The sequence below is a fragment of the Bradyrhizobium sp. genome (genome assembly GCF_035570375.1).
In the GTDB taxonomy this organism is placed as follows: Bacteria; Pseudomonadota; Alphaproteobacteria; order Rhizobiales; family Xanthobacteraceae; genus Bradyrhizobium.
On record NZ_DATMLW010000187.1, the window covers coordinates 1 to 25,899 of the forward strand.

At 60.1% G+C, this 25,899-nt stretch carries 23 protein-coding genes and 1 pseudogene; 12 read left to right on the plus strand and 12 right to left on the minus strand.

What is annotated here, in order from left to right; translation table 11 throughout:
- Positions 1–180: hypothetical protein (locus tag VNX23_RS19895; RefSeq protein WP_325632771.1), on the plus strand; the 180-nt coding region annotated here is incomplete at its 5' end.
- 613 nt (positions 181–793) lie between these two features.
- Here VNX23_RS19895 and VNX23_RS19900 read toward each other — a convergent pair.
- Entirely contained in the window at positions 794–991 is a 198-nt protein-coding gene (locus VNX23_RS19900) for a hypothetical protein (RefSeq protein ID WP_325632773.1), read from the minus strand.
- Positions 992–1,275: 284 nt separating this feature from the next.
- On the opposite strand from VNX23_RS19900, the gene VNX23_RS19905 reads away from it, so the two are divergent.
- Positions 1,276–2,076, plus strand: coding sequence for an AMP nucleosidase (locus tag VNX23_RS19905; RefSeq protein ID WP_325632775.1), 801 nt, complete (start codon positions 1,276–1,278; stop codon positions 2,074–2,076).
- An 18-nt stretch (positions 2,077–2,094) separates the two neighbouring features.
- Entirely contained in the window at positions 2,095–3,342 is a 1,248-nt protein-coding gene (locus VNX23_RS19910) for a lytic transglycosylase domain-containing protein (protein ID WP_325632778.1), read from the plus strand.
- 159 nt (positions 3,343–3,501) lie between these two features.
- On the opposite strand, the gene VNX23_RS19915 is transcribed toward VNX23_RS19910, so the two are convergent.
- The 3 genes from VNX23_RS19915 to VNX23_RS19925 form a co-directional block, all read right to left on the minus strand.
- Positions 3,502–4,083, minus strand: coding sequence for a hypothetical protein (locus tag VNX23_RS19915; RefSeq protein ID WP_325632779.1), 582 nt, complete (start codon positions 4,081–4,083; stop codon positions 3,502–3,504).
- A 592-nt stretch (positions 4,084–4,675) separates the two neighbouring features.
- Complete coding sequence (locus VNX23_RS19920) at positions 4,676–6,379, minus strand: alpha-amylase family protein (protein WP_325632780.1); 1,704 nt, start codon at positions 6,377–6,379, stop codon at positions 4,676–4,678.
- A 100-nt stretch (positions 6,380–6,479) separates the two neighbouring features.
- Positions 6,480–8,075, minus strand: coding sequence for an alpha-amylase family glycosyl hydrolase (locus tag VNX23_RS19925; protein ID WP_325632781.1), 1,596 nt, complete (start codon positions 8,073–8,075; stop codon positions 6,480–6,482).
- A gap of 302 nt (positions 8,076–8,377) precedes the next feature.
- Between VNX23_RS19925 and VNX23_RS19930 the strand changes: the two genes are divergently transcribed.
- Positions 8,378–8,938 carry a hypothetical protein gene (locus VNX23_RS19930; protein WP_325632782.1) on the plus strand — a complete coding sequence of 187 codons (561 nt, stop codon included), beginning with the start codon at positions 8,378–8,380 and terminating at the stop codon, positions 8,936–8,938.
- A gap of 56 nt (positions 8,939–8,994) precedes the next feature.
- Here the strand turns inward: VNX23_RS19930 and VNX23_RS19935 are convergent, their stop codons facing one another.
- Both VNX23_RS19935 and VNX23_RS19940 read right to left on the minus strand, forming a co-directional pair.
- Positions 8,995–9,501 (minus strand): GNAT family N-acetyltransferase, encoded by a 507-nt coding sequence (locus VNX23_RS19935; RefSeq protein ID WP_325632784.1) that lies wholly within the window; start codon positions 9,499–9,501, stop codon positions 8,995–8,997.
- Positions 9,502–9,555: 54 nt separating this feature from the next.
- Positions 9,556–9,978 carry a hypothetical protein gene (locus tag VNX23_RS19940; protein WP_325632786.1) on the minus strand — a complete coding sequence of 141 codons (423 nt, stop codon included), beginning with the start codon at positions 9,976–9,978 and terminating at the stop codon, positions 9,556–9,558.
- A gap of 138 nt (positions 9,979–10,116) precedes the next feature.
- Here VNX23_RS19940 and VNX23_RS19945 point away from each other — a divergent pair, with 138 nt between their 5' ends.
- Complete coding sequence (locus tag VNX23_RS19945) at positions 10,117–10,443, plus strand: hypothetical protein (RefSeq protein ID WP_325632787.1); 327 nt, start codon at positions 10,117–10,119, stop codon at positions 10,441–10,443.
- Between the two features lie 29 nt (positions 10,444–10,472).
- On the opposite strand, the gene VNX23_RS19950 is transcribed toward VNX23_RS19945, so the two are convergent.
- Both VNX23_RS19950 and VNX23_RS19955 read right to left on the minus strand, forming a co-directional pair.
- Positions 10,473–11,408 (minus strand): sugar kinase, encoded by a 936-nt coding sequence (locus VNX23_RS19950; protein ID WP_325632789.1) that lies wholly within the window; start codon positions 11,406–11,408, stop codon positions 10,473–10,475.
- Positions 11,392–12,438 (minus strand): SPFH domain-containing protein, encoded by a 1,047-nt coding sequence (locus tag VNX23_RS19955; RefSeq protein ID WP_325632791.1) that lies wholly within the window; start codon positions 12,436–12,438, stop codon positions 11,392–11,394. Before VNX23_RS19955 ends, VNX23_RS19950 begins: the two co-directional genes overlap by 17 nt.
- 112 nt (positions 12,439–12,550) lie before the next feature.
- Here VNX23_RS19955 and VNX23_RS19960 point away from each other — a divergent pair, with 112 nt between their 5' ends.
- Entirely contained in the window at positions 12,551–13,285 is a 735-nt protein-coding gene (locus tag VNX23_RS19960) for an NUDIX hydrolase (protein ID WP_325632793.1), read from the plus strand.
- An 88-nt stretch (positions 13,286–13,373) separates the two neighbouring features.
- A pseudogene (locus VNX23_RS19965) lies at positions 13,374–14,260 on the plus strand (3-keto-5-aminohexanoate cleavage protein).
- Between the two features lie 239 nt (positions 14,261–14,499).
- Here VNX23_RS19965 and VNX23_RS19970 read toward each other — a convergent pair.
- From VNX23_RS19970 to VNX23_RS19985, 4 genes are all read right to left on the minus strand, one after another.
- A complete protein-coding gene (locus VNX23_RS19970; RefSeq protein ID WP_325632795.1) occupies positions 14,500–15,771 on the minus strand; it encodes an alkaline phosphatase family protein in 1,272 nt (423 codons plus the stop codon).
- 87 nt (positions 15,772–15,858) lie between these two features.
- Positions 15,859–16,584: an alkaline phosphatase family protein gene (locus tag VNX23_RS19975; protein WP_325632797.1), complete on the minus strand. Its 726-nt coding sequence runs from the start codon at positions 16,582–16,584 to the stop codon at positions 15,859–15,861.
- 177 nt (positions 16,585–16,761) lie between these two features.
- Positions 16,762–18,012, minus strand: a complete 1,251-nt coding sequence (locus VNX23_RS19980) for an MFS transporter (protein ID WP_325632799.1) — start codon at positions 18,010–18,012, stop codon at positions 16,762–16,764.
- A gap of 146 nt (positions 18,013–18,158) precedes the next feature.
- The gene (locus VNX23_RS19985) at positions 18,159–18,833 is read right to left on the minus strand and encodes a TetR/AcrR family transcriptional regulator (RefSeq protein ID WP_325632801.1); all 675 of its coding nucleotides are present in this window, start codon (positions 18,831–18,833) and stop codon (positions 18,159–18,161) included.
- 215 nt (positions 18,834–19,048) lie between these two features.
- Here VNX23_RS19985 and VNX23_RS19990 point away from each other — a divergent pair, with 215 nt between their 5' ends.
- The 5 genes from VNX23_RS19990 to VNX23_RS20010 all read left to right on the plus strand — a co-directional run bounded on the left by VNX23_RS19990 (position 19,049) and on the right by VNX23_RS20010 (position 25,680).
- Positions 19,049–20,287 (plus strand): acyl-CoA dehydrogenase family protein, encoded by a 1,239-nt coding sequence (locus tag VNX23_RS19990; protein WP_325632803.1) that lies wholly within the window; start codon positions 19,049–19,051, stop codon positions 20,285–20,287.
- A gap of 220 nt (positions 20,288–20,507) precedes the next feature.
- Complete coding sequence (locus tag VNX23_RS19995; RefSeq protein ID WP_325632805.1) at positions 20,508–21,566, plus strand: phosphotransferase family protein; 1,059 nt, start codon at positions 20,508–20,510, stop codon at positions 21,564–21,566.
- Positions 21,567–22,037: 471 nt separating this feature from the next.
- Entirely contained in the window at positions 22,038–23,753 is a 1,716-nt protein-coding gene (locus VNX23_RS20000) for an FAD-binding protein (protein WP_325632806.1), read from the plus strand.
- Complete coding sequence (locus VNX23_RS20005) at positions 23,750–24,790, plus strand: succinate dehydrogenase/fumarate reductase iron-sulfur subunit (protein WP_325632808.1); 1,041 nt, start codon at positions 23,750–23,752, stop codon at positions 24,788–24,790. The genes VNX23_RS20000 and VNX23_RS20005 overlap by 4 nt, the downstream gene beginning before the upstream one ends.
- Positions 24,787–25,680 carry a CoB--CoM heterodisulfide reductase iron-sulfur subunit B family protein gene (locus tag VNX23_RS20010; protein WP_325632810.1) on the plus strand — a complete coding sequence of 298 codons (894 nt, stop codon included), beginning with the start codon at positions 24,787–24,789 and terminating at the stop codon, positions 25,678–25,680. Before VNX23_RS20005 ends, VNX23_RS20010 begins: the two co-directional genes overlap by 4 nt.
- The last annotated feature ends 219 nt before the right edge of the window (positions 25,681–25,899 follow it).

A 25,899-nucleotide genomic window follows, 5' to 3' on the forward strand; every position in this document is an offset into this window, starting at 1 on the left:
ACTTGCCTCACCAAATTTCGACAGAAGTTCGGGGAAGGAAAGGACCGCAACTACGCTGATTGTCTAACGGGTCAAACCAACAAAGAAATCGATACCTGCATCGGCGATGATGAGTTCTCCAACTGTGTTCTCCAGCGATCCCTGAAGGTATTGGAGGTGTGTGACCTGTCAAAATGTTGAGGCTACACAACGCTTATTCAGTGCGGCACGCCCGCAGGACCTTTTGCTCCCACTGAAATCCGGCCGCATGTCGGCGCCCCGCCAGCCGCAACCTGAGCAAATGAACTTGGGCCCGAGATCCCGACAGCCCACTATCGGTCACCGCTGATCGCTACGTGGTGGCTGACGCGACAAAAATATCGCACTCACCGCAAATCCGGCCGAAAGTCGCCATTTTGTTGCCCACTGTGGCCGGACATTCCTTTAAGAAATCCGCGTGGTCGATCGAGCCAAGGGGGGGTCACACCATGGCATCCATCAGCTTCACAGCGATCAACGTGCGAGTGCTTGGATTGAACCAGCGCTCGTCACGGGCAACGACCTGGCATTTGTGCAGTGTCATCGTACCGAGACGCACAATCACCGGTCGGCTTGTGCGCGGAAAAGTTTGGCGGCGTCACGACGGCCGTCATTGGCTGTATAAAAAGTTCGTCGCTGGGTAGCTTTGTCGCATTTTAGGCCGCCGAGATCAGAAACCCGGGCAAATCCTGTCGGGGGGGAACGTAGGTAGCGCTCCCCTGACTCGAACCCCCGGCTTGGATTTTGTGGACACTTGCGACGCTGCGTTTCTGGCTCAAGCGGCCTGTCGAATTGGTGCTCCTGCGATCACGCTGTCCTGTCCGGCTGCGGTGTAGATGCGCGAACCAGAAACTGAGAACGCAGCGTTGGCGCCGGACACGTGCCGGTGCTCGTCGTTCCATCGCCCCAATTGATAGTAGCGGTGAAATCGCTGGCTCACCCGCTCCAATGTTTTCAGCCAATCCGTTGCCATGCAGGTAGTCCGGCATGGCCTTCGTGACGACCACTGGCCTTTCTGCATCAGCCCCAACTCGGTCAGCTCGGAGTCCATCGACTCGGTCGCACCGCCATGGCGGCCGGACAAAGTGAAGGTCCAGCTTCCGGGGCTCGCCGTTTGCGCCGATTTCGTCCCCGAGCTTCGCGTTCGATTCTGTTGAAAAAGGCCTACGTGTTCTTTGCCCGGTGCAGCGGGAGCGTTTCTATCCACGGCACCGATGGTGCTATGTTGTTACGCGCCCGCAAATGAGACCAAAGGCGATGAAAGAGAAAAAGGACATCGTGGAAAACTGGCTGCCGCGCTACACCGGCACGCCGCTGGCTGAATTCGGAGAATATGTTCTCCTGACCAACTTCGACAATTACGTCGAATGGTTCGCCACGCTGCACGGCGGTTTGGTAAAGGGCGTAGATCGACCGATGCCTAACGTGACTGCCGATGGAATCACGCTGATTAACTTCGGCATGGGAAGCCCGAATGCCGCGACCGTGATGGATCTGTTAAGTGCTATTGCGCCGAAGGCCGTATTGTTTCTTGGCAAATGCGGCGGGCTGAAACGCAAAAATCAGATTGGCGACCTGATTCTACCCATTGCGGCGATTCGGGGCGAAGGGACCTCGAATGATTACCTGCCACCGGAGGTCCCAGCGCTGCCCGCGTTCGAGTTGCAACGCGCGGTGTCGACAATGATCCGCGATCTCGGTCACGACTATTGGACGGGTACTGTGTACACGACCAATCGTCGTGTCTGGGAACACGATGATCGCTTCAGGGATCAGTTGCGTCGTACACGAAGCATGGCGATCGACATGGAGACCGCAACAATCTTTGCCGCCGGATTTGCCAACCACATTTCGACTGGCGCACTGCTTCTTGTGTCCGATCAGCCAATGATCCCCGAGGGTGTGAAGACCGAAGCGTCGGATCAGGTGGTGACCGCGAACTTCGTCGAAAGACATATCAAAATCGGGATAGAGGCCTTAAAGCTTGTACGGCGCCGTGGCCGCAGCGTGAAGCATTTGCGCTTCGAAGACGATTTTGACGCAGGCCATGAGACGTAACGAGGCGCACCGGGCGGCGTGAAGGCCCGCGACCGGCCCGATGGTTTGTCATCCTGTGTCCTCGGTTCCTCAAAACTGGAACGATGCGTTGCCTGGGTGTTTGTTTCTTACTTCCTAGAACCTGAGGCAGTTATGGGGTATGCCTTCGCGTACCCCGACTCCGCAAAAGCGGTCGTCATGAGAGTTGAGCTTACTCAAGCACTGGCGCCCGGCAGGATAAGCCCGGTCATCGGCCTCCTGCTGAGACTGCTTCTGTTCGCGGCGGTAGCGGTAAGCGGGTGCCCCGCACTTGCATCGGACGTAGGGGAGGATCCGAAGCCGGTGCAACAACCGCCGTCTGACAACAACGGTCAGCCAGCAGAAAATCACGACACGAAACAAACCAAGGAGCCGGCCGCTCCGTTGAACCTTTGTGATGCGCTCGGCGCGGCGGCGGCGGCCAATGAACTGCCGGTCGACTTCTTCGCCCGACTGATCTGGCAGGAAAGTCGTTTCAAGCCGGACGCGATCAGCCGGAAAGGCGCTCAGGGCATAGCTCAATTCATGCCGGCCACTGCAAGAGCGAGCGGTCTCGAAAACCCGTTCAATGCGCTCGACGCGATCACCAAGTCCGGTCAGTTGTTGCGTGATCTGCGCCGTGAATTTGGCAATCTCGGCCTTGCTGCAGCCGCGTACAATGCCGGATCTGGACGCGTTCACGATTGGCTTAGCAGCCATCGGCAGCTTCCGCGGGAAACGCGGGCGTATGTGCGGATTGTGACCGGTCGTTCTGTTGAAGAATGGACGGCCGGCACCGCAACGAACCTGGTTGAGATGCCCTCCCTCGAAGTCGTCCCGTGCGATTTGGCCGCTATGGCCTTGGTTCCGCCACACCGCGAAGCATCCCAGCCAAAACCCAAAACCATCAAGCCCTGGGGCGTGGAGATCGTCGGCGGGACAGCACCAGAAAACGCGCTTGCTCGCTACCGTGAATGGCTGCCGAAGTACGCAGCAATCGTCGCCGACCGCGAGCCGCACGTCGTCATACGCGGAGTCATCGGCCACGCAGGTGCAGCACGAGTCCGGGTCGGCGAGGACACCCGGGCGGCGGCGGAAAAATTATGCGCAGCGCTGCGCGCTGCTGGTACGTACTGTGACGTGCTGCGCAATTCAGACGGTGTTGGCAACAGCCGTCAAAAGGGACCGCTGCTCGGGACCAGTCCCATCATCGACCGCCAAGACGCCAAAGTAAGAAAGATAATATTGTCGATCTGCCGAGGTTGCTGATCGGGATGAACTCACTGCCAATGCCGGCTTCCGGCAGGCTTGCGCGAAATGGCTGAATTTAGAACGTGCCGAGCGCAAGGCTTAAATGAGCTTTGACTGACGGCCGTTTTTTCCAGGCTCAGCTCGAAGTAATTGAGAGTGAATTTGCCTTTGCGGCTTCTATTCCGGGCCCCAACCGTCGGTGCCGGCGAAAGCGCGGCGATCGGCGCGCGCCGCGGAGGTGACGCAGAACTGCCAGAGACGGGCCCTCAAAATGTCCCATCCGTCAGAACCGATATGGCAGGTTCCCGAAAGGAAAAGTGAGCCCGCCATAGGAACGCTGACTTCCCATTCCAGTTGGCCAAGCTCCCAAGCGATGACGCTGGAGCGAGAGCCATTGAGCATCCAACGGCTGACCCTATTTGCCGTCGTTGTCGCGGCCATTTGCTGCGCTGTCGCGATCACCGCTTTCATCGCGCAGTCGCCCGCAAGAAAGAGCGCGCCAGCGGGCGCCGCTACGAAGGCGGATGAACCTCTCGTCGCCCACCATCGACTGCATCCGGTGCGCACCATTCCAATCATCGGCAGGACCATCCCGCTGAGGCGCAGCCGCCGCAGCCGGCCTACATCATGCAGGAACAGCAGCTGCCGCCACCGAAACCGGACCCAACGCCCCAACGCAGCCGCACCGAACGCGCCGAGGCGAGCGATCCGGTGTGTGGCGAGCGGGGCCGTCACTGGTTCACCGACCGTCCTGGACATCGCAGCTGGAGGTGTAACCGCTGACCCGGCCATCCCGACCATCGTGGGGAGCGGCGGTCAACTGACGCGTTCCATCACCCGGTCCGTCGCCGGATGTTGCCGGTTCTTCATCTTGACCTGGTGCTTGGATCCCCGCATTCGATCAAGGCAGCCCGACACGCAACCAAATATCACCTCCTTAGCCGCATTTTGGATCCGACAAGCCCTGATGCAGGCGCGTGTGGCATCGCTCCACGCGATGCGCTTGGTTTGAGATTGCGACATACAGCGATTGACGCATACCTTGTCGCCATCGGCGCATTTTACCAGACACGCCGCAAGCCCATGCCGCTCCCCCTCGGAGAGCGCCGCTTGCTGGGCAGTCGCGGGTGGCAGAGTTGTCGCGGCCATAATCCAAAGCACCGACAAGGTCGACACCGCTATTTTGCGAAGATTCGCCATTACCCAAAAGGTAGAACGGTCCACCGACCTGCATCAATCACATTCCGGCGCCCGCAGAAAACGGCGACGCCAATTGCCGGCAGAAAAAACATAGAGCGACCAGCAGCCACTGAACAAAGACCGTCTATTGTTAATGATGAAGTCCGTCTGTCTAACCTCCAGGGTGACTCGCCTCTGCGGTGGGGTCGGTGTCGATGTCAGTGCGTTTCAGCAGATAATCGAGCCCGCCGATCCGGTACCAACGGTAGCCATAGCCTTCGATCAGCAGTCTGTGCCTTCCGCGAGCACTGGCGCGGCTGTGATTTTCAGAAAGCAGATTGACAAGAAGCTCGCCGCTCTCTCCGGAAAGTCCGACCGAAAAGGAGATCTCGCGAGGCCTCTCATCAAGATTATGCACGAAGAGGACTGAGTTATTGCGCCAATCGTAGCGGATGATCAGAATGGCCGGGTCGCGAGTCCGGATCACCTCGAAGTCTCCCCAGCCAACCTCAGGGACCTCCTTGCGCATTCGGAGAATACGTTCGGTCCAGTTCAGCATCGAGTTCGGGTCGCGACGTTGCTTGGCGGCATTGACATGTTCATAGCCATAAGGGCCCTTGTCGATGACTGGCATACAGGGCCTGTTGCTCCCCGTGAAGCCGGCATGTTGTTCAGTTGACCATTGCATCGGCGTGCGCGAACAGTTGCGCTCTGGCAGACTGAGATCGTCGCCCATAGCGAGTTCGTCGCCATAGCGGATCACTGGCGTTCCCGGCAAGGTACACATCAAACTGTAGGCGAGTTCGATACGCCTCCGATCACCTCCCAGCATCGGCGCCAGCCGGCGGCGTATGCCGCGTCCATAAAGCTGCATCTCCTTGCCGGGTCCGAAGGCCTTGAATACCGCGTCTCGCTGCGTGCTCGTAAGCCGGCCAAGATCGAGTTCATCGTGGTTGCGCAGGAACATTCCCCATTGCGCGGTACTTGGCCGCGGCCTGGTCTCCACCAACGCCTTTGCCAAAGGGCGGCTATCGGCAGACGCCAGGGCATAGAACAGATGCTGATTGACATGGAAATTGAACATCATGTGCATACGGTCGCCGTCGCGACCAAAATATTCCATGTCGGTTTTCGGCAGCACGTTGGCTTCAGCGAGAATGATCGCGTCGCCTTCGCGCCATTGCAGAAACTCACGAAATGCGCGCAGCATGTCGTATTGTTCGACTGGTTTCTTGACCTTCGCACCTTTCTTGGCAATCACGAAAGGAAGCGCGTCCATACGAAATCCTGACACGCCAAGTTGAATCCAGAAGCCCATGATCTTGAGGATCTCTGCCTGTACCAGCGGATTCGAGGTATTGAGGTCGGGTTGAAAATCATAGAAGCGATGGAAGTACCAAGCGCCGGCTTGCTTGTCGTGGGTCCATGTCGACTTCTGAACACCCGGAAAAACCATGCCTTTGTTCGCATTGGCTGGCCGCTTGTCTGCCCAGACATACCAATTTCGATACGGCGAGTCCTTTGAGCTTCGCGCAGCGCGAAACCAGGCGTGCTGATCGGAGGTGTGATTGACGACGAGATCGATGATTACGCGGATGCCGCGTTGACGACAGCCGTGGGTAAACTCGACAAAGTCGCCAAGCGTCCCGTAGCGAGGGTCCACGCTGTAATAATCGGAGATGTCGTAGCCGTCGTCTTTGCCGGGCGATGGCTGAAACGGCATCAGCCAGATGGTTGTGATGCCCAATCCCTGAAGATAGTCGAGACGACGCAACATCCCCTTGAAATCACCGACGCCATCGCCGTTTGCATCCATGTAGGTGCCGACGGACAGGCAATAAATTACGCCGTTCTTGTACCAGAGATCATCGATCATTGAGTCGTCATCGATACGGCCTCGCGGCGGAGCATTATTAATAAGTGAAACCAAAGCCCCAGGTTCCGCCGCCGCCCTCGGAACTTCCTCCAACCATGCCCTAGTCTGGAGAGCAGCTTGCGACGACACCCTCGTTGCCGCGAAGGTCGAGTACACCTGATATTCTTTCGCCCCCGCGATCCATGAAGGTGGAAAGCAAAATCTCGCCTCGCAGCCCGATAGATTGCGTATCAACCGAGACGGGATCGGCTGCAAAATTCAGAACGACCATCACCGACGAATCCTTTCTACGGCGATAGATCAGGAGGTCGTTCTCAGCGGTGATTGGCTCGTGGTCGCCGATGATCAGCGCCGGGGTCCGCCGACGCAAACCGATCAGTGCCTTGTAAAGACTAAGGATGGAAGTCTCTTCGGCTTCGAGGTTGCGAACGTTCTCGTGCAATGATTCGTCGGCGAGCGGCAGCCAGGGCGTGGCAGTCGAAAATCCGGCGTTAACCGCCGCATCCCATTGCATTGGCGTGCGGCAGCCGTCGCGGCCGACGCCAATGCCCGGCACGTTCTTCTCGAAGGGATCACGTACCTGAGCCGGCGCGACGCTGACCTGGCGCATGCCTATCTCGTCGCCATAGTAGAGCGTTGGCGTACCGCGCAAAGTCAGCAGCAACATGGCGGCCACGCGGCTCTGCGCCGGGCCAACGCGGCTCGCCACGCGCGGACGATCGTGATTGCCGAGGACCCAGTTCGGCCAGGCGCCTTTCGGCAAGGCCCGCTCATATTCGGAGACGATCTGTTCGATGCTACGTGCGTTCCAGGGCGCCGATAGCAAAGCAAAGTTGAAGGGCATCTGGGCGCCGAGCAACTCCTTTCCATAGTAGCAAACAAGCCGCTCGATCGGCAGGTAGATCTCGCCGATCAGAACGCGATCCTCGAACTCGTCGATGACATGCCGCATTTCGGCGACCACCTCGTGGATCTCAGGCCGGTCGGTTGTGTAGAGGGACAACAGCGCCTGATTTGGCGGCTGGCCCTCCCGGAAATTCGGATTCGACGGGTTGTGGCGAAACTGGTCGTCCTTGATCAGGTGCCAAATGACATCGACCCGAAAGCCATCCACGCCCTTGCGCAGCCAGAACCGCATCACGTCGTAGATCGCGCGCCGCACGGCAGGATTGCGCCAGTTCAAGTCGGGCTGCTGGGCCAAAAAGGCGTGATAATAATATTGGCCGCTGTGCGGGTCATATTGCCAGGCGCTGCCTCCGAACTCGGAAAGCCAGTTGTTGGGCGGCCCCCCGACTGCTGCGGGATCTCGCCAGATGTACCAGTCGCGCCTCGGATTGGAGCGCGAACTGCGGCTTTCGATGAACCAGGGATGCTGATCGGAGGTGTGGTTGGGCACGAGATCGAGTATCAGCTTCTGGCCGCCGGCGTGCACGGCTTCGATCAGCATGTCAAAGTCCACCATGGTCCCGAAGACCGGGTCGACCCCGGTGTAGTCGGAAATGTCGTAGCCGAAATCGGCCATCGGCGACGGAAAGATCGGCGAGAGCCAAATCGCATCCACGCCGAGCCTTCTAAGATAAGGCAACCTGCCGATGATGCCCTTGAGATCGCCGACTCCGTCGCCATTGGAGTCCTGAAAGGAGCGCGGATAGATCTGATAGAAAATTCCGCGCTGCCACCAAAAATCGTCAGTCATTGCCTTCTGCCAATTCCGCCTTGAGCGCATAGCGCGGTTTCGCGTTGATTGCGGCTTTCTCCCGGATGCATGTCCTGGGAACATTCGGGCCGGGCAAAGGTTGCTCGTTTTCCGAAAGCTGAATATGAGGGTTCGATTCCCTTCACCGCTCCAGTCTTTTCAGGTACTTGTCGCGACGCCCCGGTTTCATCCAGACCCACCGTGCTAAAGCATCCAGACACCTGCCCAAGGTTTTTGCCTCACCCGCGCACCCGCTCTAGGCTGCGGCTTTCCTCACCTATGCTTTTCGAGCGTGACAACCAATGTTCAAATGGCTCAAATCGCTGCTTTTCGTGATATGGGCTCTTCTGCTGATCCCTCTGATCGGCACAGCGCTCGAAAAATGGTTCGCGGAAAACATCTTCACCGAGCCGAACGCCGTGGCCACGGCAATTTCCAACAAGCTCGTCGAGATTAGCCACCTGCGTTGGTTCGAATCCGCTTTGGTCTTCATGACCGGCATCGTAATCGGGATTTCACTGGAAACCTCGACCCGCAAGGCCGGCGAAAGAAGAGCTTTTGAGCTCCGAAGCCTGGGTTATAGATTTCGCAGCCTTTCAGACAGCATCAGCAATCAAACCGCATCTTCTGGATGGCCGGACAATGCGCGTGATCTCAGACCTGCGATTGCCTCTGCGCTCATCTCCGCCAGAAAGTTCGGTTTGTGGGTGCCCGGAGAGCGCATGTACGAGTTGCCGGACGCGTCATTCCTTCACGAATATTTCAAATGCGTCGGAAAGCTTCTGGAGGATGGGCATTTGAACGAGGCCAGGCGCGAGGCGCTATCGTGGCAGCCATTTCTGGATAGAGCAAAGCCGTCGTGAATTTTCGGCCGGCCGAGGAAAAAACCGCGTTTGCGCTTGCCGAAAACAGGAACGGCTCACTTTCTTCGCAGCACCACCGAGGTTTCGATTTGCCGGTCCGGAATGGTCCAATACTTCTTCAATAGCGCTTTTGTCTCCTCCGGTTGAACAACGCCGAAGCCGTGGCGCTTGTAAAAATCGATAGCCCAGCTCGCGGTGGCCCAGGTGCCGACCAAAATGGGTCGCGATCTCTGCGAACACAATTCCGTCAGCAGGTCACCACCGATGCCCTTGCCCTGGTATGCAGGCAGCACATAAGCATGCCGTATCAGATCGACATCCAGAACCTCTTGAACACCCATGACGCCGACGAGAACGGCATCGAGTTCCGCACCCCAGAACTCGACGCCAGCCGATATCTCTGCAGTGAGCTCATCGGCGTCCATATAGGGTTCGTGCCAGCGGTCGGCGGGGATAACGCCCTGATATTTTTTTGCAGCCAGGTTGATGATCCGCAGCAGCGCGTCATGCTCGTTATCTCGGCAGCGTCTTATCGTCGGCATGTTTTGCTCCGGCCGGCCCATAGGCCGCGCTCAGCCTTGCAGGACAAGCGGCGATGAAGTGGGCGCTTGACCTGCTCAAAATAAACTAACCCAGACTGGCCACTTTTTCCTGCGTCCCGACCGAAAGCGATAGACGATCGTATAGGCAAGATGCCATATCCCCAGGTATGGGTCTCCACGGTGCAAGCCGAACTCGCCGATCACCATGTACCGCAGGCGGAAGCATCGGCGCGGATGTTCGTCGAACCATATGCGATCTAATTCCTCGGCGTGTTCGATGGCCCGCACCAGCCCATCGAGTGGGCCGTCGTCATTCGCCGTCATGGTCGAACCTCGGTCTGGTGCAGCCCAAGGATGGTCTTTGTGAGATAGGCCTGAAGAAGTGATCCCGCCAGCCGGTGAACCGGCGTGCAGCCTGAGCTCGCGACGCCTTTGCTCGGGCAAGATGGCAAGCCGCTTGCGCTCAACGAGGAATTTTGAAACGATCTGTCTGACCAATTCCAAACGATGTTGAAGGCCAAATCCCTCCCGACAGATCCCTCCCAAAGGGAATACGAGGGTTCGGTTTCTTTCACCCACTGCGGCGCCTCGCAAGCTCATCCCGCCACGTTGAACCAAAACCCGAAGAGGACAAAAATGGCCGAAGCGGACCTCGAAATTCTCATTCGGTCCATCGGCAAGAAGCAACGCAAGAGCCTGATGGACGCCGCGAAGAAGCGGCACGCGCGGTTGATGGGGTTGGCCGCCAAGGCCGGGAACAAGGGGGCAAAGGATCGTTTCAGGCAAATCGCAAAGACAACGCTCGCAATGGCAAACGCCGCGGCAAGGCGGTTGCAGGTCACGGCGGAGAATGCAGCCGATAGCTATGCGCGGGCGATGAAAAGGGCGGCGGAGGAGATCGAGGCGGCGGAAGAAAAGCGGGCAAAGAAGGCGGTTAAGAACGGTATCAAGAAGAAGGGTTGATACCTCTTGAGAGCCATGCGAGGCCGCAGTCAGACGATCAGTCGGCCCTCGCGATCTGCGAGGGTGATTTGCACCTCGGTTCCGGAATTGAAATCGAGCCGATCCGCTTCGATGCCGTCACTGAAGATGACCCCGTTCTCCGGCATCAGGGAGCGGACCTGCAACCGCTCGGATTTCATCAGCCGCCCGTAGACCAGGCTGACCTGGGAGCTCCGGCTCGGAAAGGGCTCGCGAACGGCGAACCGTAATTCGCTGCTATCCCAGGGCTGCGGCAAATAGGGTGGACTTTCGGTCGGGCTGCCGAATGCGCCGGCGATCGCGAGCGAGCCGGTGATGATGCTCTTGAACCACGCCGTCGACCCGAGACCGGTTGAAACGATGAGTCCGCTCGACGATTGCGTTTCTTTCCGCGTTCCGGCCGCGATCTCGTAAATCGCGGAAGTATGGGAGCGTGCGCCGATGAAGAGGTCGTTGACGGCATAGAGCACCTGACCGTTTGCCAAGGTGGCCTTGGCCATCGTCACCGCTTTGACGCCACGCTTCTCGGCTGCGACTTCCGGTAACAGTGTGCCAAGGTCGTCCGGTATGAAAGGCAACAAGATGCCGTCATAGCGTCCGGTATCGGGATTGAGGCCGATCAGCGGGTGGCCGTTGAGATATTTCATGGTGTTGGCGACCAACCCGTCCTGGCCAAGCGCAACCACGATGTCCGAGGGGCCAAAGATGAAGTTGGGCAGAAAACCCCGATCGATAATCTGGTAACGGCCCCATTGCTCCAGGGTCCGAACCGTACGCTGCTGCTGTTCGAGATAGACGTCGTGTTCGCGCTGATAGTCGGAGAAATCGGCACCCAAATGCTCGAGATAGAACCGGGCTTGGGCCTCCGTCAGATATTTGGCGATCAGATCCTCGAGCCTCGTCTTCCGGGTGATGAGGACCACCTTGCGATCATTGTCGGCGGACATTGGGCACCTCCGTCGGCTTTGACTTGTCGAGCAGGGTATTGAGCAGGTCAGGGGACACGTTGAGCTGTCCAATTCGCTCGGCCTTTTCGGCAATTCCGGTGAAGGCCTGGGCGATCAATTGAGCCGGCTGCATGCCGGCTGCGGCCAAGGCCTGTATCACCCTGGTATCCACGCCTTCGAATATCTTCATCAATGCGCCGACCCGATAGGCTTCCGCATCCGCCAGAGTCCGCGTGTTTTCGGCGTTGAGCGCGACGAAATCCTTCCGCTTGCCCTCCAGCGTAATGTCGGCGACCATGCCGGCTTGCTTCAACTCGTTCTGCTTCGCGGCGACGCTGGCCGCGGCGTCCATTTGCGTTTCGCGAATGGAACGCTTTTTCAGTTCGACGGCAATTTCGGTGTCTAGCTCGCTCTCGCGAATGGCCCGTTCCTGTTCCACGGCAAAGTTGCGACGAGCGAAAATGGCCTCGTCGGCATTCTTGAGAATTGCCTCGCGTGCCTCGGCCTCGAGCGCCTTGGCAGTGTCAGGTGTAGGCTTGATGCCCCTTATCGACACGCCGAGAATTTCGAGCCCGAGGGACGCGATGTCGGCCCGGTGATTGAGCCCGGCCATAATGGTGTTGGCGATCCGATCTGAGGCCTGCAGGGCGTCCTTCAGCGTCAGGTCCTTTACGGCCTGTTGGGCCAAAACCTCGACCGAGCCGAGGATGCGCTGGGGCAATTTTTCCGGGTCGTCCGACTCATAGGTCTTGCCATCCGATTTGAGCGTGAAGTTGAGCATGGACGCGGCCTTCTTTGGCTCACCGATGCGATAGGTGACATGGCCCTGGACGGTGAGGGCCTGAAAGTCTCGCGCGATCTGCTGGAAGATAAAGGCGGCATCTCGGCTTCCGATCGGCACCGCGACAAGGGAAGTAACGGGCGCGTAGTAGAGGGTAGAGAGGCCGGCGCCCTCCCGGGTCACCGCCCCGGCGCGGTATTTCATCAGGTAGATTGTGGGCTGGGCTTTGACGAACCGAATTCCAAGCATGGCGCGTTCCCTTCATGACAGGCGATATAAGTTGCTCTGGACAACTAAGTAAGTTGTACAATACAACTAAGCCTGTTATTGTCAAGAGCGAACAAGGCGAGGGATTGCGGACGTGGCAGAAGAAAACCAGAAGGAAGATGGCGGTCGCCGGAAAGTGGCGGACTTTCCGAGGCCTCTGACGACGGTCGATGTTGTCATCTTTGCCGTCAGGGACGATACGCTTCATGTCCTCCTGGTGAAACGCGGGGCAGGCGAAGACGAGCCGTTTCCCAATTCATTCGCCTTGCCGGGCGGCTTCGTTGACATTGCCAGGGACAGGGACCTCGAAGCTTGCGCGATCCGCAAACTAAGGGACAAGACGGGCGTGGTAAGTCCTTATCTGGAGCAATTGGGAAGCTGGGGAAGCGCCGATCGCGATCCGCGCGGCTGGTCTGCGACGCATGCTTACTTCGCGCTCATTCCAGCCGTTCCGGCAGGTGGCCCTCTTGCCGCCGATGCGCAGTGGTTTCCCGTCCGTGTTGGCAGGATCAAACCCAGGCTTGCCTTCGATCATGATGTTATCGTGGCGGCTGCGATTCAGCGGCTGCGCAGCAAGGTCGAATATACCTCGCTACCGGCTTATCTGATGCCGCCTGAATTTACATTGCCGGACCTGCAACGGGTTTACGAAATCGTGCTCGATCGCCCGCTAGAGAAAAGCGCGTTTCGGACGCGGATGCTCGCCGCGGATTTGATAGAGCCGGTGGCAAGAATGCGAAAGGGACCCAATCGCCCTGCGCAGCTATACCGGCTGAAAAAGACCAAATCCCCGATCTATTTCGCGCGGACCTTCAATCCGCCCGACTGACATGACGGCTGGGCCTGGCCGGTACTCGCCTGGGCGTTTCGGTTAGGCTATTCATCACTTTCCTGTCATTCCAGTCGACGGAAGGCACATGGCACATCAACCTCACCAGAAGGTCATCATCACCTGCGCGATCACAGGCAATCTGACGCGCCCCGAACAATCGCCTTATCTGCCTATCACGCCGCAGCAGATCGCCGACAGCGCGCTCGAGGCCGCGGAAACGGGAGCTGCGATCGCCCATATTCATGTGCGCGATCCCGAGACCGGCCGGCCCTCGATGGGAATCGACCTCTATCGCGATGTGATGGACCGCATCCGCGCCCGCAACGCCAGCCTGATCATCAATCTGACCACGGGGCCGGGCGGGCGGTTCGTGCCGTCGGAGGAAGATCCGAAGATCGCAGGTCCCGGCACCACCCTGATGGCGCCGGAGAAGAGGGTCGAGCATATCGAACCGCTGCGCCCGGAGATCTGTACGCTCGATCTCAACACCATGAATTCGGCCGGACAGGTCGTGATCAACACGCCCCCCAACGTGCGGAAGATGGCGGCGCGAATGCGCGCAGCCGGCGTGTTGCCGGAACTGGAGTTGTTCGATTCCGGCGACATCCACTTGGCACGCGACCTGATCGCGGAAGGAACGTTGCGGGGGCCGCCATTGTGCACGCTCGTGCTCGGCGTCAAATACGGCTTCGATCCTTCGCCCGAAACCATGCTCTATGCCCGCGACCTGTTGCCGGAGGGTTCGATCTGGGCCGGTTTCGGCATCGGCCGCTCCGAATTCCCGATGGTGGCGCAATCCTGGTGCTCGGCGGCCACGTGCGGGTCGGCCTGGAGGACAATCTCTATATGTCCAAAGGCGTTTTGGCCAAGAGCAACGCCGAATTGGTGGCGCATGCGGTGCAGATATTGAAGAGCCTGGGCGCTGCGATCGCAACGCCAACCGAAGCGCGGCAAATGCTCGGGCTTACCTGAATGTTCGGGCGGCACCTGCGCGCTGCCACAAACGCGCTATCAGATTGGCTCAGGCTGCATTCGCATTGGAAGTGCTACTCCCTCTCCCTTTGGGAGAGGGTTGGGGTGAGGGGGTACGGTACCTCGTGAGAGCATGGCCCCTCACCCGATTTGCACCGGACGATGCTTCGCATCGCCAGGAGCAAATCGACCTCTCCCCAGCGGGGAGAGGTGAACCGAACCCTTTCAAGCACTAACGCCTAGCCATCGTGGTCGTGACCCTGGTCGTCATGATCGCCGAAGTGGAACATCTCCATGAGGTCGCCGATCGCCGGCATGTTGCGCGGCACGTAGCGATTGTCATCCTCGTCCATGATTGGATTGGGAAGATTATCGCGGCTGCGAGAGCTCAACGGCTTCAGCCCCCAGTTGCGCTCGATGAACTTGGTGATCGAGACGTGGTCGTAATAGGTGTGGACCACGCGGCCGCCGTGCGAGAACGGCGAGATTACGAGTAGCGGCACGCGCGGGCCGTCGCCGAAGAAGTCGACCGGCTGGATAAAGCCCGAATCGTAGAAGCCGCCGCTTTCATCCCAGGTGACGATGATCGCGGTCTCCGCAAACAACTCCGGCTTTCCCTTGACCTGATCGACGATATTGTCGAGCAGCGCCTCGAACAGGTTCAACTTGGAGGATTGCGGGTGTCCGTCGACGAGGCCGCTGGGCTTGACGAAGGCAACCGACGGCAGGTTGTCGTTGGCCACTGCAGTGAAGAAGTCGGTGATGTCACCCGTGTGCGCCTTGATCTGGGCGGGATTGCCGTAGATCGAAGCCGCATACTGCATCGGGTTGCAGATCGGGCAGAACGCGTTGGGCAGACCGGCAACCGCTGCATTAAAGCCGCCGCCATAATAAGCCCACGAGACATTTTTCGCGTTCAGCGCATCGCCAATGGTCGGCAGGTTTTGCGGCGGAATGAAGAAGAAGTCGCTGCCGTCCGCCGCCTGCTTGGGCGACAACGGATTCGCCGGCGTACCGTTGGGGTGGTAACCGGGGAAGAAGTTGTTGATCGCGTAGAAGGTGTTTTGCGCGCAACTCGTCGGCGACAGCTTGTAGGGTAGCGTTGCCAGATAGCTGGTGATGGCGGGAACGCCGGGCTGGGCCGGATCCGAGCAGTTGACATATTCCCCGAGCGTGGCGGCGATGTCGTTCTTGTAGACGTTGTTGGAGCCCTGCACCGGGTCCGGATTCGCCACCAGCGAGATGGTCACGAAAGACGGCAATCCCAGGATCGCGCCCGGCACCGGCGGCGGCGGCACGGGCTGGAAGCTGTTCGCGTTGAAGATGCCGTTTTCCGCGAAGGTATTGTTGAAGAAGTAGACATCGCCGGTACCGATCATGATGTGATTGGCGCCGGTGCCGCCCATCACCGCCTGGTGATAATTGTCGGCGATCGAGAATTCCTGCGCAAGTTTCTTCAGAACAGGGGCATCGCCCTGGTTCATGTTGAAGAAGGCCATCGACGTGCCCATGCCTTCTTCCGCCAGACCCGCAAAGGTCGTGATCACGTAGGGCAGAAGGTCGGCCTGGCAGCCGGACGGATTTTCGGGTGTCGCGTGCTAGACCGTACAGTCCGATTGCTGCCACATCTGGAAGAAGCGGTGAATGGTGTCCTCGGTATAGGCATCGTAGGCAAGCCCGTTGCCCTGCGCGTCCTTTGCCGTCTGCTGGAACGGACCGTTCGGCAGATTGGTGACGTTCAGGATGCGCGTGTCGGGATTGCGCACGCCGTTGGGCTGCCCGTTCGTCGTTTCCGGCTTGATCGTGATGCCGCTTGCACCGGTCGTCAACAGCACGGCGTCCTCGGGCTCAAGGCTCGGCTCGGCCGCCTGTGCTGCGGCAACAGTGGCAAACGGCGGCGGGTGACTATCGCTGCCTGCCACCGGCACGCCATTCAGGTTAGGTGGCGGCAGCGTCGTGAAGGCGGTTTTGCTGACATCCGGCGCGCTGATGAAATATTTGGGCTGCTGCGACACCGTGAATTGGGCGGCCTTCTTGAAGTTCGGTCCCGGCGTGCCGTCAGTGTTGACGATGCCCTTGGACAGGAGATTGGCAATATGCTGACCATCGCGCGGGCGGAACGTCCCGAAGGCGTGATCGAAGCTGGAATTCTCGGCGATGACGACGATGACATGCTTGATCGGCGTCGTCGTGGGTGTCTTGTCGACGCTCTTGTCCGGATCGGCGGCACCGGCATTCACCGTCAACGCCCCGAGTGCAGCAGCAGCTACGCCAGCCATCAGGCCGAGCTTCGTTTTGCCCGGCGCGTACTTTCTTCCACGCATATTGGTTCTCCCCAGAGTGAAAAACGGCGGGGAAACTAGCGGGGTGGCATGACAGCTTTATTGCAATTCGAAGTTATCCAAGCCTCGATCGGAGGAGGGGAGGCCTCCGAAGCGCATTTTGCGTGCGGCTCGTCAACGCCGCCGCCGTGGGCCGATGTAACATTCGCCGGATGGAGCTCAGGCTTTGCGGCCGATCAGAAAGACTGACGCGGCCAGCGCCTGGATCAATGCGGCCGCGATAAACACGGCTGGCGCCGTGCCTGGATGGACGGACACTTGATCCGAAAGATCATGGATCAGGCCTAAAGTGGCAGGAGCAAAGGCGTAGGCCCCTTGCGAAATAGCGACGACCAGCGCGACCACACGCTGTACTTCCTCCTTCGCAAACTCCACCTGCGCGATAAGTGGCGGCAACCACGTGCCGTTGCCGAACGCCAATCCGAACATGACAATGGCCGCAATGATCACGGGGACATTCGTGCCCTGGGCAGCCATGAAGGCGAACGAGCCCGCGACCTGAAGCCCATAGCTTGCCGCAGCAAGCAACCGCCGATCACATGCGGGCGGCATAAGCCAGCCGATCAGTGTTCTCCCGAGCACGGCCAGGGCGGTGGTCGCTCCCATCGCCAGCCCAGCGGTTTGTTTGCCGAGCGTCGGCACGAGCAGGGAGTAGAGATGGGCCAGCAATCCGATTTGAGCAAAAAGACCGAGCGCCGTTCCCATTGCCAGCGTTTGAAATTTCGGATCGCGCCATAACGGGCCGCGGGACGGGGGTTGAGGGATTGGCGTAGCTGATGCGCCAGGAGCACCGCCATCGGGCCTCGTTCCCAGCATTTCCGGCGTTATCGACAGCACGCGATTTGTCAAGATCCAGACGACGGCGACGGTTGCGGTCCCGATTGTTGCCGCCGTCAGGATGAAACCGAATAAGGCGATGCCCGTGGCCCAAAGCGGTGTGAAAATTACGCCCCCCAGGTTTGCGCCATCGCCATTGTAAGCAACGGCAAGTGCCGTGGGGCGCGAGCGCACGAACCAGGGAGACACTATCGCGTTGATGGCGGCGACCCCCATCGTTACCCAGCCCGCACCGCTTAAAGCTGCAGCCATAAACAACTGCCAGGGATGACAGGCGGCGGCCCAGCCGATGACGCCGAGTGCGATCGAAAGGGCACCAAGGCGTGTGACGTTGGTGGTGCCCCAGCGTGCATACAACGTTGGCAGATTCGCGGTAACTACCGCGCCGATCAGGAAATGGGTGGTCACGGCTGACGACACCAGAAGCAACGACCAACCCCGTGCCTCCTGCACGGCATTCAGGAAAATGGGCGGGCCATAGAACCCGGTACCGAGCCCGAAAACAGCCAGGACGAACGCGGCGCTGACAACTCGCCAACCATAAAAGCTGCTGGTCCAGGTGTCCTGGAGCATGATGGCCCGATCTTCACCGTTACGCCTCAAATAACGGCGATCGGCAACGCAATGCTACGATCATGGACGAAGTATCGTTGAAATTGGCGGGCGTTTGCGCCGCTCGCCGAGCCCGACCGGGCGCGATCAATTCATCTGCATATGAGCTAGCGAACGGCGCGTTCGAGACCGGCGGATTCGAAAGTCTTGCGGTTGGGCGCACTTCCCGTCAGCGCCATCACCGAAACCGCAACGATGCGCGCGATGACGCCTTCGACGTCGTGAAGATCGCAAATCCCCTCCGAGAGCTTGGTCAGCCGCTCGCTGTCGCGGATGGTCTGGTGCGCCATCGCGAGCGCGAAATGCAGGCCCCAATAGAGGTCGGCGTCGCTGCAATCCGGCAGCGATCGCCGCATCGCGGCGGCAAATTTCCGCAAATGATCGATCTCGCGGTTCTTGATGCGGCGGATCGGCGGGACGGATTCGATGGACGCCCGGATCATGAAGCGGGCCGCCGTCGATCGCTCGCTCTCCGGTCCAAGACAGCCGCGCACCATCGGCCCGACCAGTGCCCGCAGGATGGCGTCGATGTTCGCGCGGCCGCCGCCTGCCGCTTCCGCGGCCTTCAATTCGTTGAGACGCTCGCGATTGGTGGCGATGCTGCGGCTCACGAACAGCTCGGCGATCAGCTCGTCCTTCGAGCCGAAATGGTAATTCACCGCAGCCAGATTCACCCCGGCGGCGGCGACGATGTCGCGCAGGGTGACGTCGGAGAAGCCGCGATCGGCATAGAGCCGCTCGGCGGCCTCCAGGATGGAAGCTCGGGTCCGGTCTGACGGCATCTCATACCCGAATGGGGGCGTTGCAATTCAAACGTTTGTATGAAACTATGGTTTGAAGGCTCGGTTGTCAATGCGCGCGAAGCGTCACCGCGCCGGCGGCGTTGCCGTCCGGAGAGCTCGCGGGCTTTCGGCGACGCGACTAACAATCTTGCAGTGAACCGGCGGCAGGCAGACAGTGCCGCCAACCAATCTTGTCCAAATGTGAGGAACGCCAAATGGACTTCACCATGTCGGAACGTCAGCGCGAATGGCTCAACCGGGTGCAGTCGTTCATGAAGGAACATGTACGCCCGGCTGTGCCCATCTACCGGCAGCAGGACGAAACGGGCCCGCGCTGGAAGGTGATCCCGATTGTCGAGGAACTGAAGAAGAAGGCGAGGGCGCAAGGGCTCTGGAACTTGTTCTTGCCACCTTCTTCGCACGAGGACGACGAGTTCCGCGGCGCGGGTTTGACCAATCTCGAATATGCCCCGCTCGCCGAGGAGATGGGCCACATCGGCTGGGCCTCCGAAGTGTTCAATTGCTCCGCGCCGGATACCGGCAACATGGAGGTGCTGATGCGTTACGGCACCAAAGAGCACAAGCGGCAATGGTTGCGGCCGCTGATGGACGGGGAGATCCGCTCCGCCTTCCTGATGACCGAGCCGGCGGTTGCATCTTCCGACGCCACCAACATCGAGACGCGTATCGAGCGCGATGGCGATCACTACGTCATCAACGGCCGCAAATGGTGGTCCTCGGGCGTCGGCGATCCCCGCTGCAAGATCGCGATCGTGATGGGCAAGACCGATCCGAAGGCGCAGCGCCACCAGCAGCAATCGCAGATCCTGATGCCGCTCGATGCCAAAGGCATCAAGGTCGAAAAAATGCTGTCCGTGTTCGGCTTCGACGACGCGCCGCACGGCCACGCCCAGGTGCTGCTCGAGAACGTCCGGGTTCCCGCCAGCAACATTTTGCTCGGTGAGGGCAGGGGTTTCGAGATCGCGCAGGGGCGCCTCGGTCCCGGCCGCATCCATCACTGCATGCGCACCATCGGCAAAGCCGAGGAAGCGCTGGAGAAAATGGTCAAGCGGCTGTCCTCTCGCACCGCCTTCGGCCGGAAGATCATCGAATATTCGATCTGGGAGCAGCGCATCGCGGAGGCCCGCACCGACATCGAGATGAACCGGCTGTTGTGCCTGAAGGCCGCCGACATGATGGACAAGGTCGGCAACAAGACAGCCCAACTCGAGATCGCCATGATCAAGGTGGCGGCGCCCAACATGGCGCTGAAGATCATCGACCACGCGATCCAGGCGTTCGGCGCCGCAGGCGTCTCCGACGACGCGGGTCTCGCACGCGACTACGCCTCGATGCGCACAATGCGCCTCGCCGACGGGCCGGACGAGGTCCATAACCGCGCCATTGCCAGACTTGAACTTCGGAAGTATGCAAACGCTCCCACTTCGCATTAAGCTGAGTGTCACTACCGGTCTTTTTCCCTCATCCTGAGGAGCTTGCGCAGCAAGCGTCTCGAAGGATGCGGGCCGAAATCGGGCCTCATGGTTCTCAAGGCGATGCGAAGCATCGTCCGGAGACGGCGCCAAACGCCTCCTCGCCATGAGGATTGATGACGCAGGCTGGTAGCGGGAGCGCGCAAAATGGCGCTCCCGAGAATATTGAGGGAGCGTCACCGTGGCCGAAGGCGTCAGGAACGACGAGGACTTTTCCGGCACCAAACCGGTCGAGGAGCGGCACCGGATCGATGAGGCGCGCCTTGAGGGCTGGATGCGCGAGCACGTCGAGGGTTATCAGGGGCCGCTGACCGTCCTGCAATTCAAGGGCGGGCAGTCGAACCCGACCTACCGGCTTGACACGCCCACCCGCTCCTACGTGATGCGGCGAAAGCCGTTCGGAAAACTGCTGCCGTCGGCGCATGCGGTCGATCGCGAATTCCGCGTCATCGCAGCCCTTGGCCGCCAGGGCTTCCCGGTCGCCAAAGCCTATGCGCTTTGCACCGACGATGCGGTGATCGGCGCTGTTTTCTACATCATGTCGATGGAAGAAGGCCGCGTGTTTTGGGATCCGGCGCTGCCAAGCCAGACGCGCGATGCGCGCCGCGCGATCTTCAACAGCAAGATCGAGACCCTGGCCAAGCTGCACCAGTACGATCCGCAGAGCATTGGCCTTGGCGACTTCGGCAAGCCCGGCAATTATTTCGCGCGTCAGGTCGATCGCTGGACCAGGCAATACCGCGCTTCAGAGACGCAACACATTCCCGAAGTGGAAAACCTGATCGAGTGGCTGCCGCGCACGGTGCCGCAGCAGGATCGCGTCTCGATCGTTCACGGCGACTATCGCCTCGACAACATGATCTTCCATGCCACCGAGCCGCGGGTGATCGCGGTTCTGGATTGGGAGCTCTCCACGCTCGGCGATCCGATGGCGGACTTCACCTATCTTCTGATGCAATGGACCATGCCGGGTCTTGCCAATGCCGACCTCGCGGCGCTCAACATCCCGAGCCTGGAAGAGGCAGCGCAAATCTATTGCAACGTCACCGGCAGCGCGGTGCCGGATCTCAACTGGTATTTTTCCTACAATTTGTTCCGTCTCGCTTGCATCACCCAAGGCATTGCCGGACGCATCCGCGACGGCACCGCGGCGAGCGCCAAGGCCATGGAATCGGCCAAGCGCACCGTGCCACTCGCCAAGGCCTCCTGGGAACACGCGCAGAAGGCGGGGGCGGTTTGACGCCTCGCGGCGCTGAACGCAACGCGCGGGTCCGGCAACGGTGAGGATGTTTGCCGCTTGACCAAACCGCTCGGCCCGCAATCAGGTTACCCACCCCGATTGCGCAATCGGCGGTCCTGCGCGAGCAGCAGGGTATTCACCGTTGCCGTACCCCCGGTTTTTTGACAGGCCCGAGTTCGGTTTTGACGGGAACCTCTTGCCTTCAAAACCATCCAGGGGTCGCACCTGCTCGGTTCCGGCGCAGCAGAATCTCCTCCAGGCAAAACGCAGATGAAAATGCTGCGCGCCAACAGGCGCGAGCTCGGCCTTGTCGAATAAAGAGACGATGTGTTCGTAACCCGCTCGGCCAGCACCTAGTCAAAACGTTTTCCCGCGCAACGAAAACAATGCAAGAAAACCATATCGGAAAGGCTGACGTCGTGAAAATATGGCGCATGGTGGCTCCAGCTATCTGAGCTTTAAGGGCGTGAAATGCAGGTCGTAACGACCGATGTTGCCGTGATCGGAGGAGGTGCTGCCGGCTGCTATGCCGCGCTCAACCTGAACAAGCTCGGCATCAAGCCTCTGATCATCTGCAAGGGGCTGGTCGGCAAGAGCGGGGCCTCGCTGTTCGCCGGCAATCTGGTGATCTCCGGCCGCGCGCTCGGCAACAGCGAAGAGCATGCCCGCAACACCGCCGAGTTCCTGATCAAGTACCACAACCAGTTCTTGATCGATCAGCGCTGGGCGCAGCGATGCGGGCAGTGGGTCGAAAAGGTGTATTATCCGGAGCTGGAGGAAGCAGGCCTCTATTTTCGCCGTGACGATTCCGGCGAGGTCGTCACCAGCCCGGGCAAGATCCGCAGCATCGCCGCCAATGTTCAGGGCAATTCGGGCGTGCCTTTCATGGACCTGCGCCGGAAGCAGGTCATCAAGGCGGGCATCGCGCGAATGGAGGAGACGGTCGCCACCTCTCTCCTGCACAACGCGGACGGTTCGGTCGGTGGGGTGTTCTGCCTGAACTACATCACCGGCGAATACAGGGCCGTGATCGCGCGCGCGGTCATTCTGGCAACCGGCTACTCGGATCGCCTGCATACGCGCTCCACCGGCACAAGGGAGATGTCGGCGGACGGCATCGCGCTGGCATGGCGTGCTGGTGCGACCCTGCTCAACATGGAAATGCAGTGGTGGCACACCAATGACATGGCGCACCCACCGAGCTGGCAGCGGATGCAGATTTATCCGAACCCGATGCTCGGCTCGGAAAAGTCGGCGCGGATGCTCAACTCAGCGGGCGAAGAGTTCTTCAACCAGCAAAAGGACGATCCGCTGGCCTTCGGCCCCTACACCGTACAGCTGAAGGCGCTGGTCAAACAGGTTCGTGCCGGCAAGGCCCGCTACGAGGGTGGCTACTATGCCGGCTTCGACAATTGCGATCCGGCCGAAGTGGAGACCTACACGACCTATGGCAAGACATTTCGGCAGCTCGGCCTGCCGTTTCCCGCATACATGGCCGAGACGGCGGTTTCATCGCACTACCGGCAGGGCGGAATCGATGTCGACACCACCACCATGCGTTCATCGATTCCCGGGCTTTATGCGGCAGGCGGAGTAGGCGGCCACAGCAATGGATTGATCGGGCTCGCAACCTATGACGGCCAGGTGGTTGCCGAAGGCGTCGGGCGGGAAATCGCGACGCTGAAGGCGGCCTCGGTGCCGCAACCGCAGATCGAGGCGGAATGCCGCAGGCTCGATCGTCTGCGCAGTTCTTCCGGCGATGGGCCGGCGCCGGGCAGGCTGAAGGAAGACCTCCGGGCAGTGATGTGGGAAAAAGTCGGGGTGGAGAAGAACGCCTCCGACCTGCGATCGGCGCTCGAGGACATAGAACGGATTCGCGCAGACCTTCTTCCCGGCATGAAAATCCGCAACACCGGAAAGTCCGTCAACTACGAGTGGCTGGACGCGATCGACGTGATCAACATGATCGATGTCTGCGAGCTCGTCATCCACTCCTCGCTCGAGCGCAAGGAGAGCCGTGGGCCGTTCATTCGACGGGATTTCCCGCTTACCGACAACGAAAATTGGCTCGCCGCCAATGTCCTGAAGAAATCCGGCAACGGCCTGCGGTTTGAGCGGCGCCCCTACGACCTGCCACTGTTTGCGCCCGGCTTTTCCAGCAGGGACAATCTTGAGGTCGCCTGGTGACATCGATCTCCCCCGCCGACCCTTCCGTGCCCGTTCTCTCCCCAGTCGATGGCCGCTGGTCGGGGCAGGCCGAACACGACTCGCTGGCCGCACGCAATTGCCGCCTGACGCCCGGCGAATGGCTGACCGTGAAGGTTCGCCGGTCGGAAGTCCCTGCGGGCGGTGACGTCTACCAGGCGTTTCAGGTGCCGTACCAGAAATGGATGCGGGTGCTGGATGCCCTGAACTGGATCGCCGAGAATGCCGCGGCTGATCTTGCATTCCGATGGTTCTGCGGATCGAAAATGTGTGGGACCTGCGCGGTCCGGATGAACGGCCGAGAGGTGCTGGCGTGCTGGGAAGCGGTCGAGCCGAACATGGTGATCGAGCCGCTGCGTAACCTTCCCGTCATTCGCGATCTCGTCGTCGATCGAAGCCGCTACGAAGACAAGGTCGCGAGCCTGGAGCCGTGGATCGAGCGCCGCGAGCCTTACGGGGAGTTTCCCGAGCCGCTCACGCACAAGCAGATGAAGGACGCCTCCAAGGCGCTCGACTGCATCAGTTGCATGTGTTGCTACTCCGCGTGTCCGGTGATCGGCCTCGGAAACCTGACCGATTTCGCCGGCCCGGCGCCCCTTGTTCAGTTGGGCCAGACCGCGCTTGATCCGCGCAACGATCCGGAGAAGGTCAGGCGATCGCTCGCACTGACCGGGATATTCGATTGCGTGTCCTGTTACAAATGCGAGGAAGTGTGTCCGGCCCATATCCCGATCGTCAGCCGGGTGATCGAGCCATTGAAGGCGAAGGCGGCGCAACTCGTTCCCGAAATGGCCCGGCATTCGTTCGCGTTGCGCGGCATCGTTGCCCGCCGCGGCCGGGTTGATCCCGGCGAACTCATCCTGAGGGTTCAGGGACTGCGCGCCCTGGGCAATCTGCGGCGCATATTGCGGTTGTTCGCGCGCGGCAAGATCAATCCGATCAAGACGATCCTCGGGATAAAAACCGGCGCCGCCGAGGCCGCCATGCGGCTTCTCGGCAACAGAGCGGGGAGGCCATGAGATTCGCCTATTACCCGGGTTGTTCCGCGCGCAGTACCTGCGCCGAGCTCAACGATGCGACCCACCTTGTGGCGTCAAGGCTCGGGCTCGACCTGGTGCAACTGGAATCGGCCAGCTGCACCGGAGCGCGCGAATTGCGCGCGATCGATCCGGCCGGCTTCTACGCCCTCAACGTCCGGATCCTGGCGCTGGCGGAAAGCCATGGCCTGCCCTTGATGACGATCTGCAATACCTGCACCCTGAACGTGCTGGATGCGCATGCGGCCTTTGTCAGCGATCCGGAACTCGCGGCCTCGGTGAATGCAAGGCTCGCCGAAGAAAACCTGCATTACAGCGGGCGCACCAGGATCAGCCATTTCCTCTGGGTCCTGCACGAGGATATCGGCGAGCAGCGGCTGCGCCAGCAGGTGGTCAATCCGCTCGCCGGTCTGACGGTCGCCGCGTTTTACGGCTGCCATATCACCCGTCCGCCGGGTCGTTACGGCTTTGTCGATTCCCGGAATAACCGCGCCCTCGAGCGGCTTGCCGAAATCCTCGGCTGCCTGCCGATCGAGTATAGCGGCCGCACCGAGTGCTGCGGATTTCATACCGCCGCTCACGACGAGCGGGTTGCGATCAAACTGACCGGGCAGCATGTGCTGGCGGCAAAGGCCGGCGGTGCAACGGCGATGGTCACGCCGTGCCCGCTGTGTCACACCGTGCTCGACAGCTTTCAACCCGAAATGGAAAAGGACATCGATCAGAAACTGGACATGCCGGTTCTGCACCTCCCGCAACTGGTCGGTTTGGCGCTGGGGTTGTCGCCCGAACAATTGAAGATCGACCGGCACATGGTGCCGGCGGATGTGCTTGATAGCTATGCCGCGACTGCGTCGCCCGGGCTCAAATAATGGTTTCGTCCAGAACATACCGCTCGGTGCGCGACCTAGGGCGTGTACTCATTAACGCGAAGATGTCCGGTCTTGAGTGCTAAGCGGAAATGTTCCGCTCGGTCGGAGCATTACCGGTTTTGACCCGACTCGGACCTCCCGCGATGCCCGCTTGAGCTGCTGCCAAGCTATAGCGGACGTCCAATCTCGCGCGTAGGTCGAAGTCCGCAGCCTGACCTG

Coding starts and splice junctions, on each gene's coding strand:
- VNX23_RS19900 (WP_325632773.1), bottom strand. CDS start 991: ATGGCAACGGATTGGCTGAAAACATTGGAGCGGGTGAGCCAGCGATTT.
- VNX23_RS19955 (WP_325632791.1), bottom strand. CDS start 12,438: ATGCTTGGAATTCGGTTCGTCAAAGCCCAGCCCACAATCTACCTGATG.
- VNX23_RS19950 (WP_325632789.1), bottom strand. CDS start 11,408: ATGTCCGCCGACAATGATCGCAAGGTGGTCCTCATCACCCGGAAGACG.
- VNX23_RS20010 (WP_325632810.1), top strand. CDS start 24,787: ATGAGATTCGCCTATTACCCGGGTTGTTCCGCGCGCAGTACCTGCGCC.
- VNX23_RS19920 (WP_325632780.1), bottom strand. CDS start 6,379: ATGATCGATGATCTCTGGTACAAGAACGGCGTAATTTATTGCCTGTCC.
- VNX23_RS20000 (WP_325632806.1), top strand. CDS start 22,038: ATGCAGGTCGTAACGACCGATGTTGCCGTGATCGGAGGAGGTGCTGCC.
- VNX23_RS19945 (WP_325632787.1), top strand. CDS start 10,117: ATGGCCGAAGCGGACCTCGAAATTCTCATTCGGTCCATCGGCAAGAAG.
- VNX23_RS19990 (WP_325632803.1), top strand. CDS start 19,049: ATGGACTTCACCATGTCGGAACGTCAGCGCGAATGGCTCAACCGGGTG.
- VNX23_RS19930 (WP_325632782.1), top strand. CDS start 8,378: ATGTTCAAATGGCTCAAATCGCTGCTTTTCGTGATATGGGCTCTTCTG.
- VNX23_RS19975 (WP_325632797.1), bottom strand. CDS start 16,584: ATGCGTGGAAGAAAGTACGCGCCGGGCAAAACGAAGCTCGGCCTGATG.
- VNX23_RS19905 (WP_325632775.1), top strand. CDS start 1,276: ATGAAAGAGAAAAAGGACATCGTGGAAAACTGGCTGCCGCGCTACACC.
- VNX23_RS19970 (WP_325632795.1), bottom strand. CDS start 15,771: ATGGGCACGTCGATGGCCTTCTTCAACATGAACCAGGGCGATGCCCCT.
- VNX23_RS19915 (WP_325632779.1), bottom strand. CDS start 4,083: ATGTCCAGGACGGTCGGTGAACCAGTGACGGCCCCGCTCGCCACACAC.
- VNX23_RS19985 (WP_325632801.1), bottom strand. CDS start 18,833: ATGCCGTCAGACCGGACCCGAGCTTCCATCCTGGAGGCCGCCGAGCGG.
- VNX23_RS19935 (WP_325632784.1), bottom strand. CDS start 9,501: ATGGGCCGGCCGGAGCAAAACATGCCGACGATAAGACGCTGCCGAGAT.
- VNX23_RS19925 (WP_325632781.1), bottom strand. CDS start 8,075: ATGACTGACGATTTTTGGTGGCAGCGCGGAATTTTCTATCAGATCTAT.
- VNX23_RS19980 (WP_325632799.1), bottom strand. CDS start 18,012: ATGCTCCAGGACACCTGGACCAGCAGCTTTTATGGTTGGCGAGTTGTC.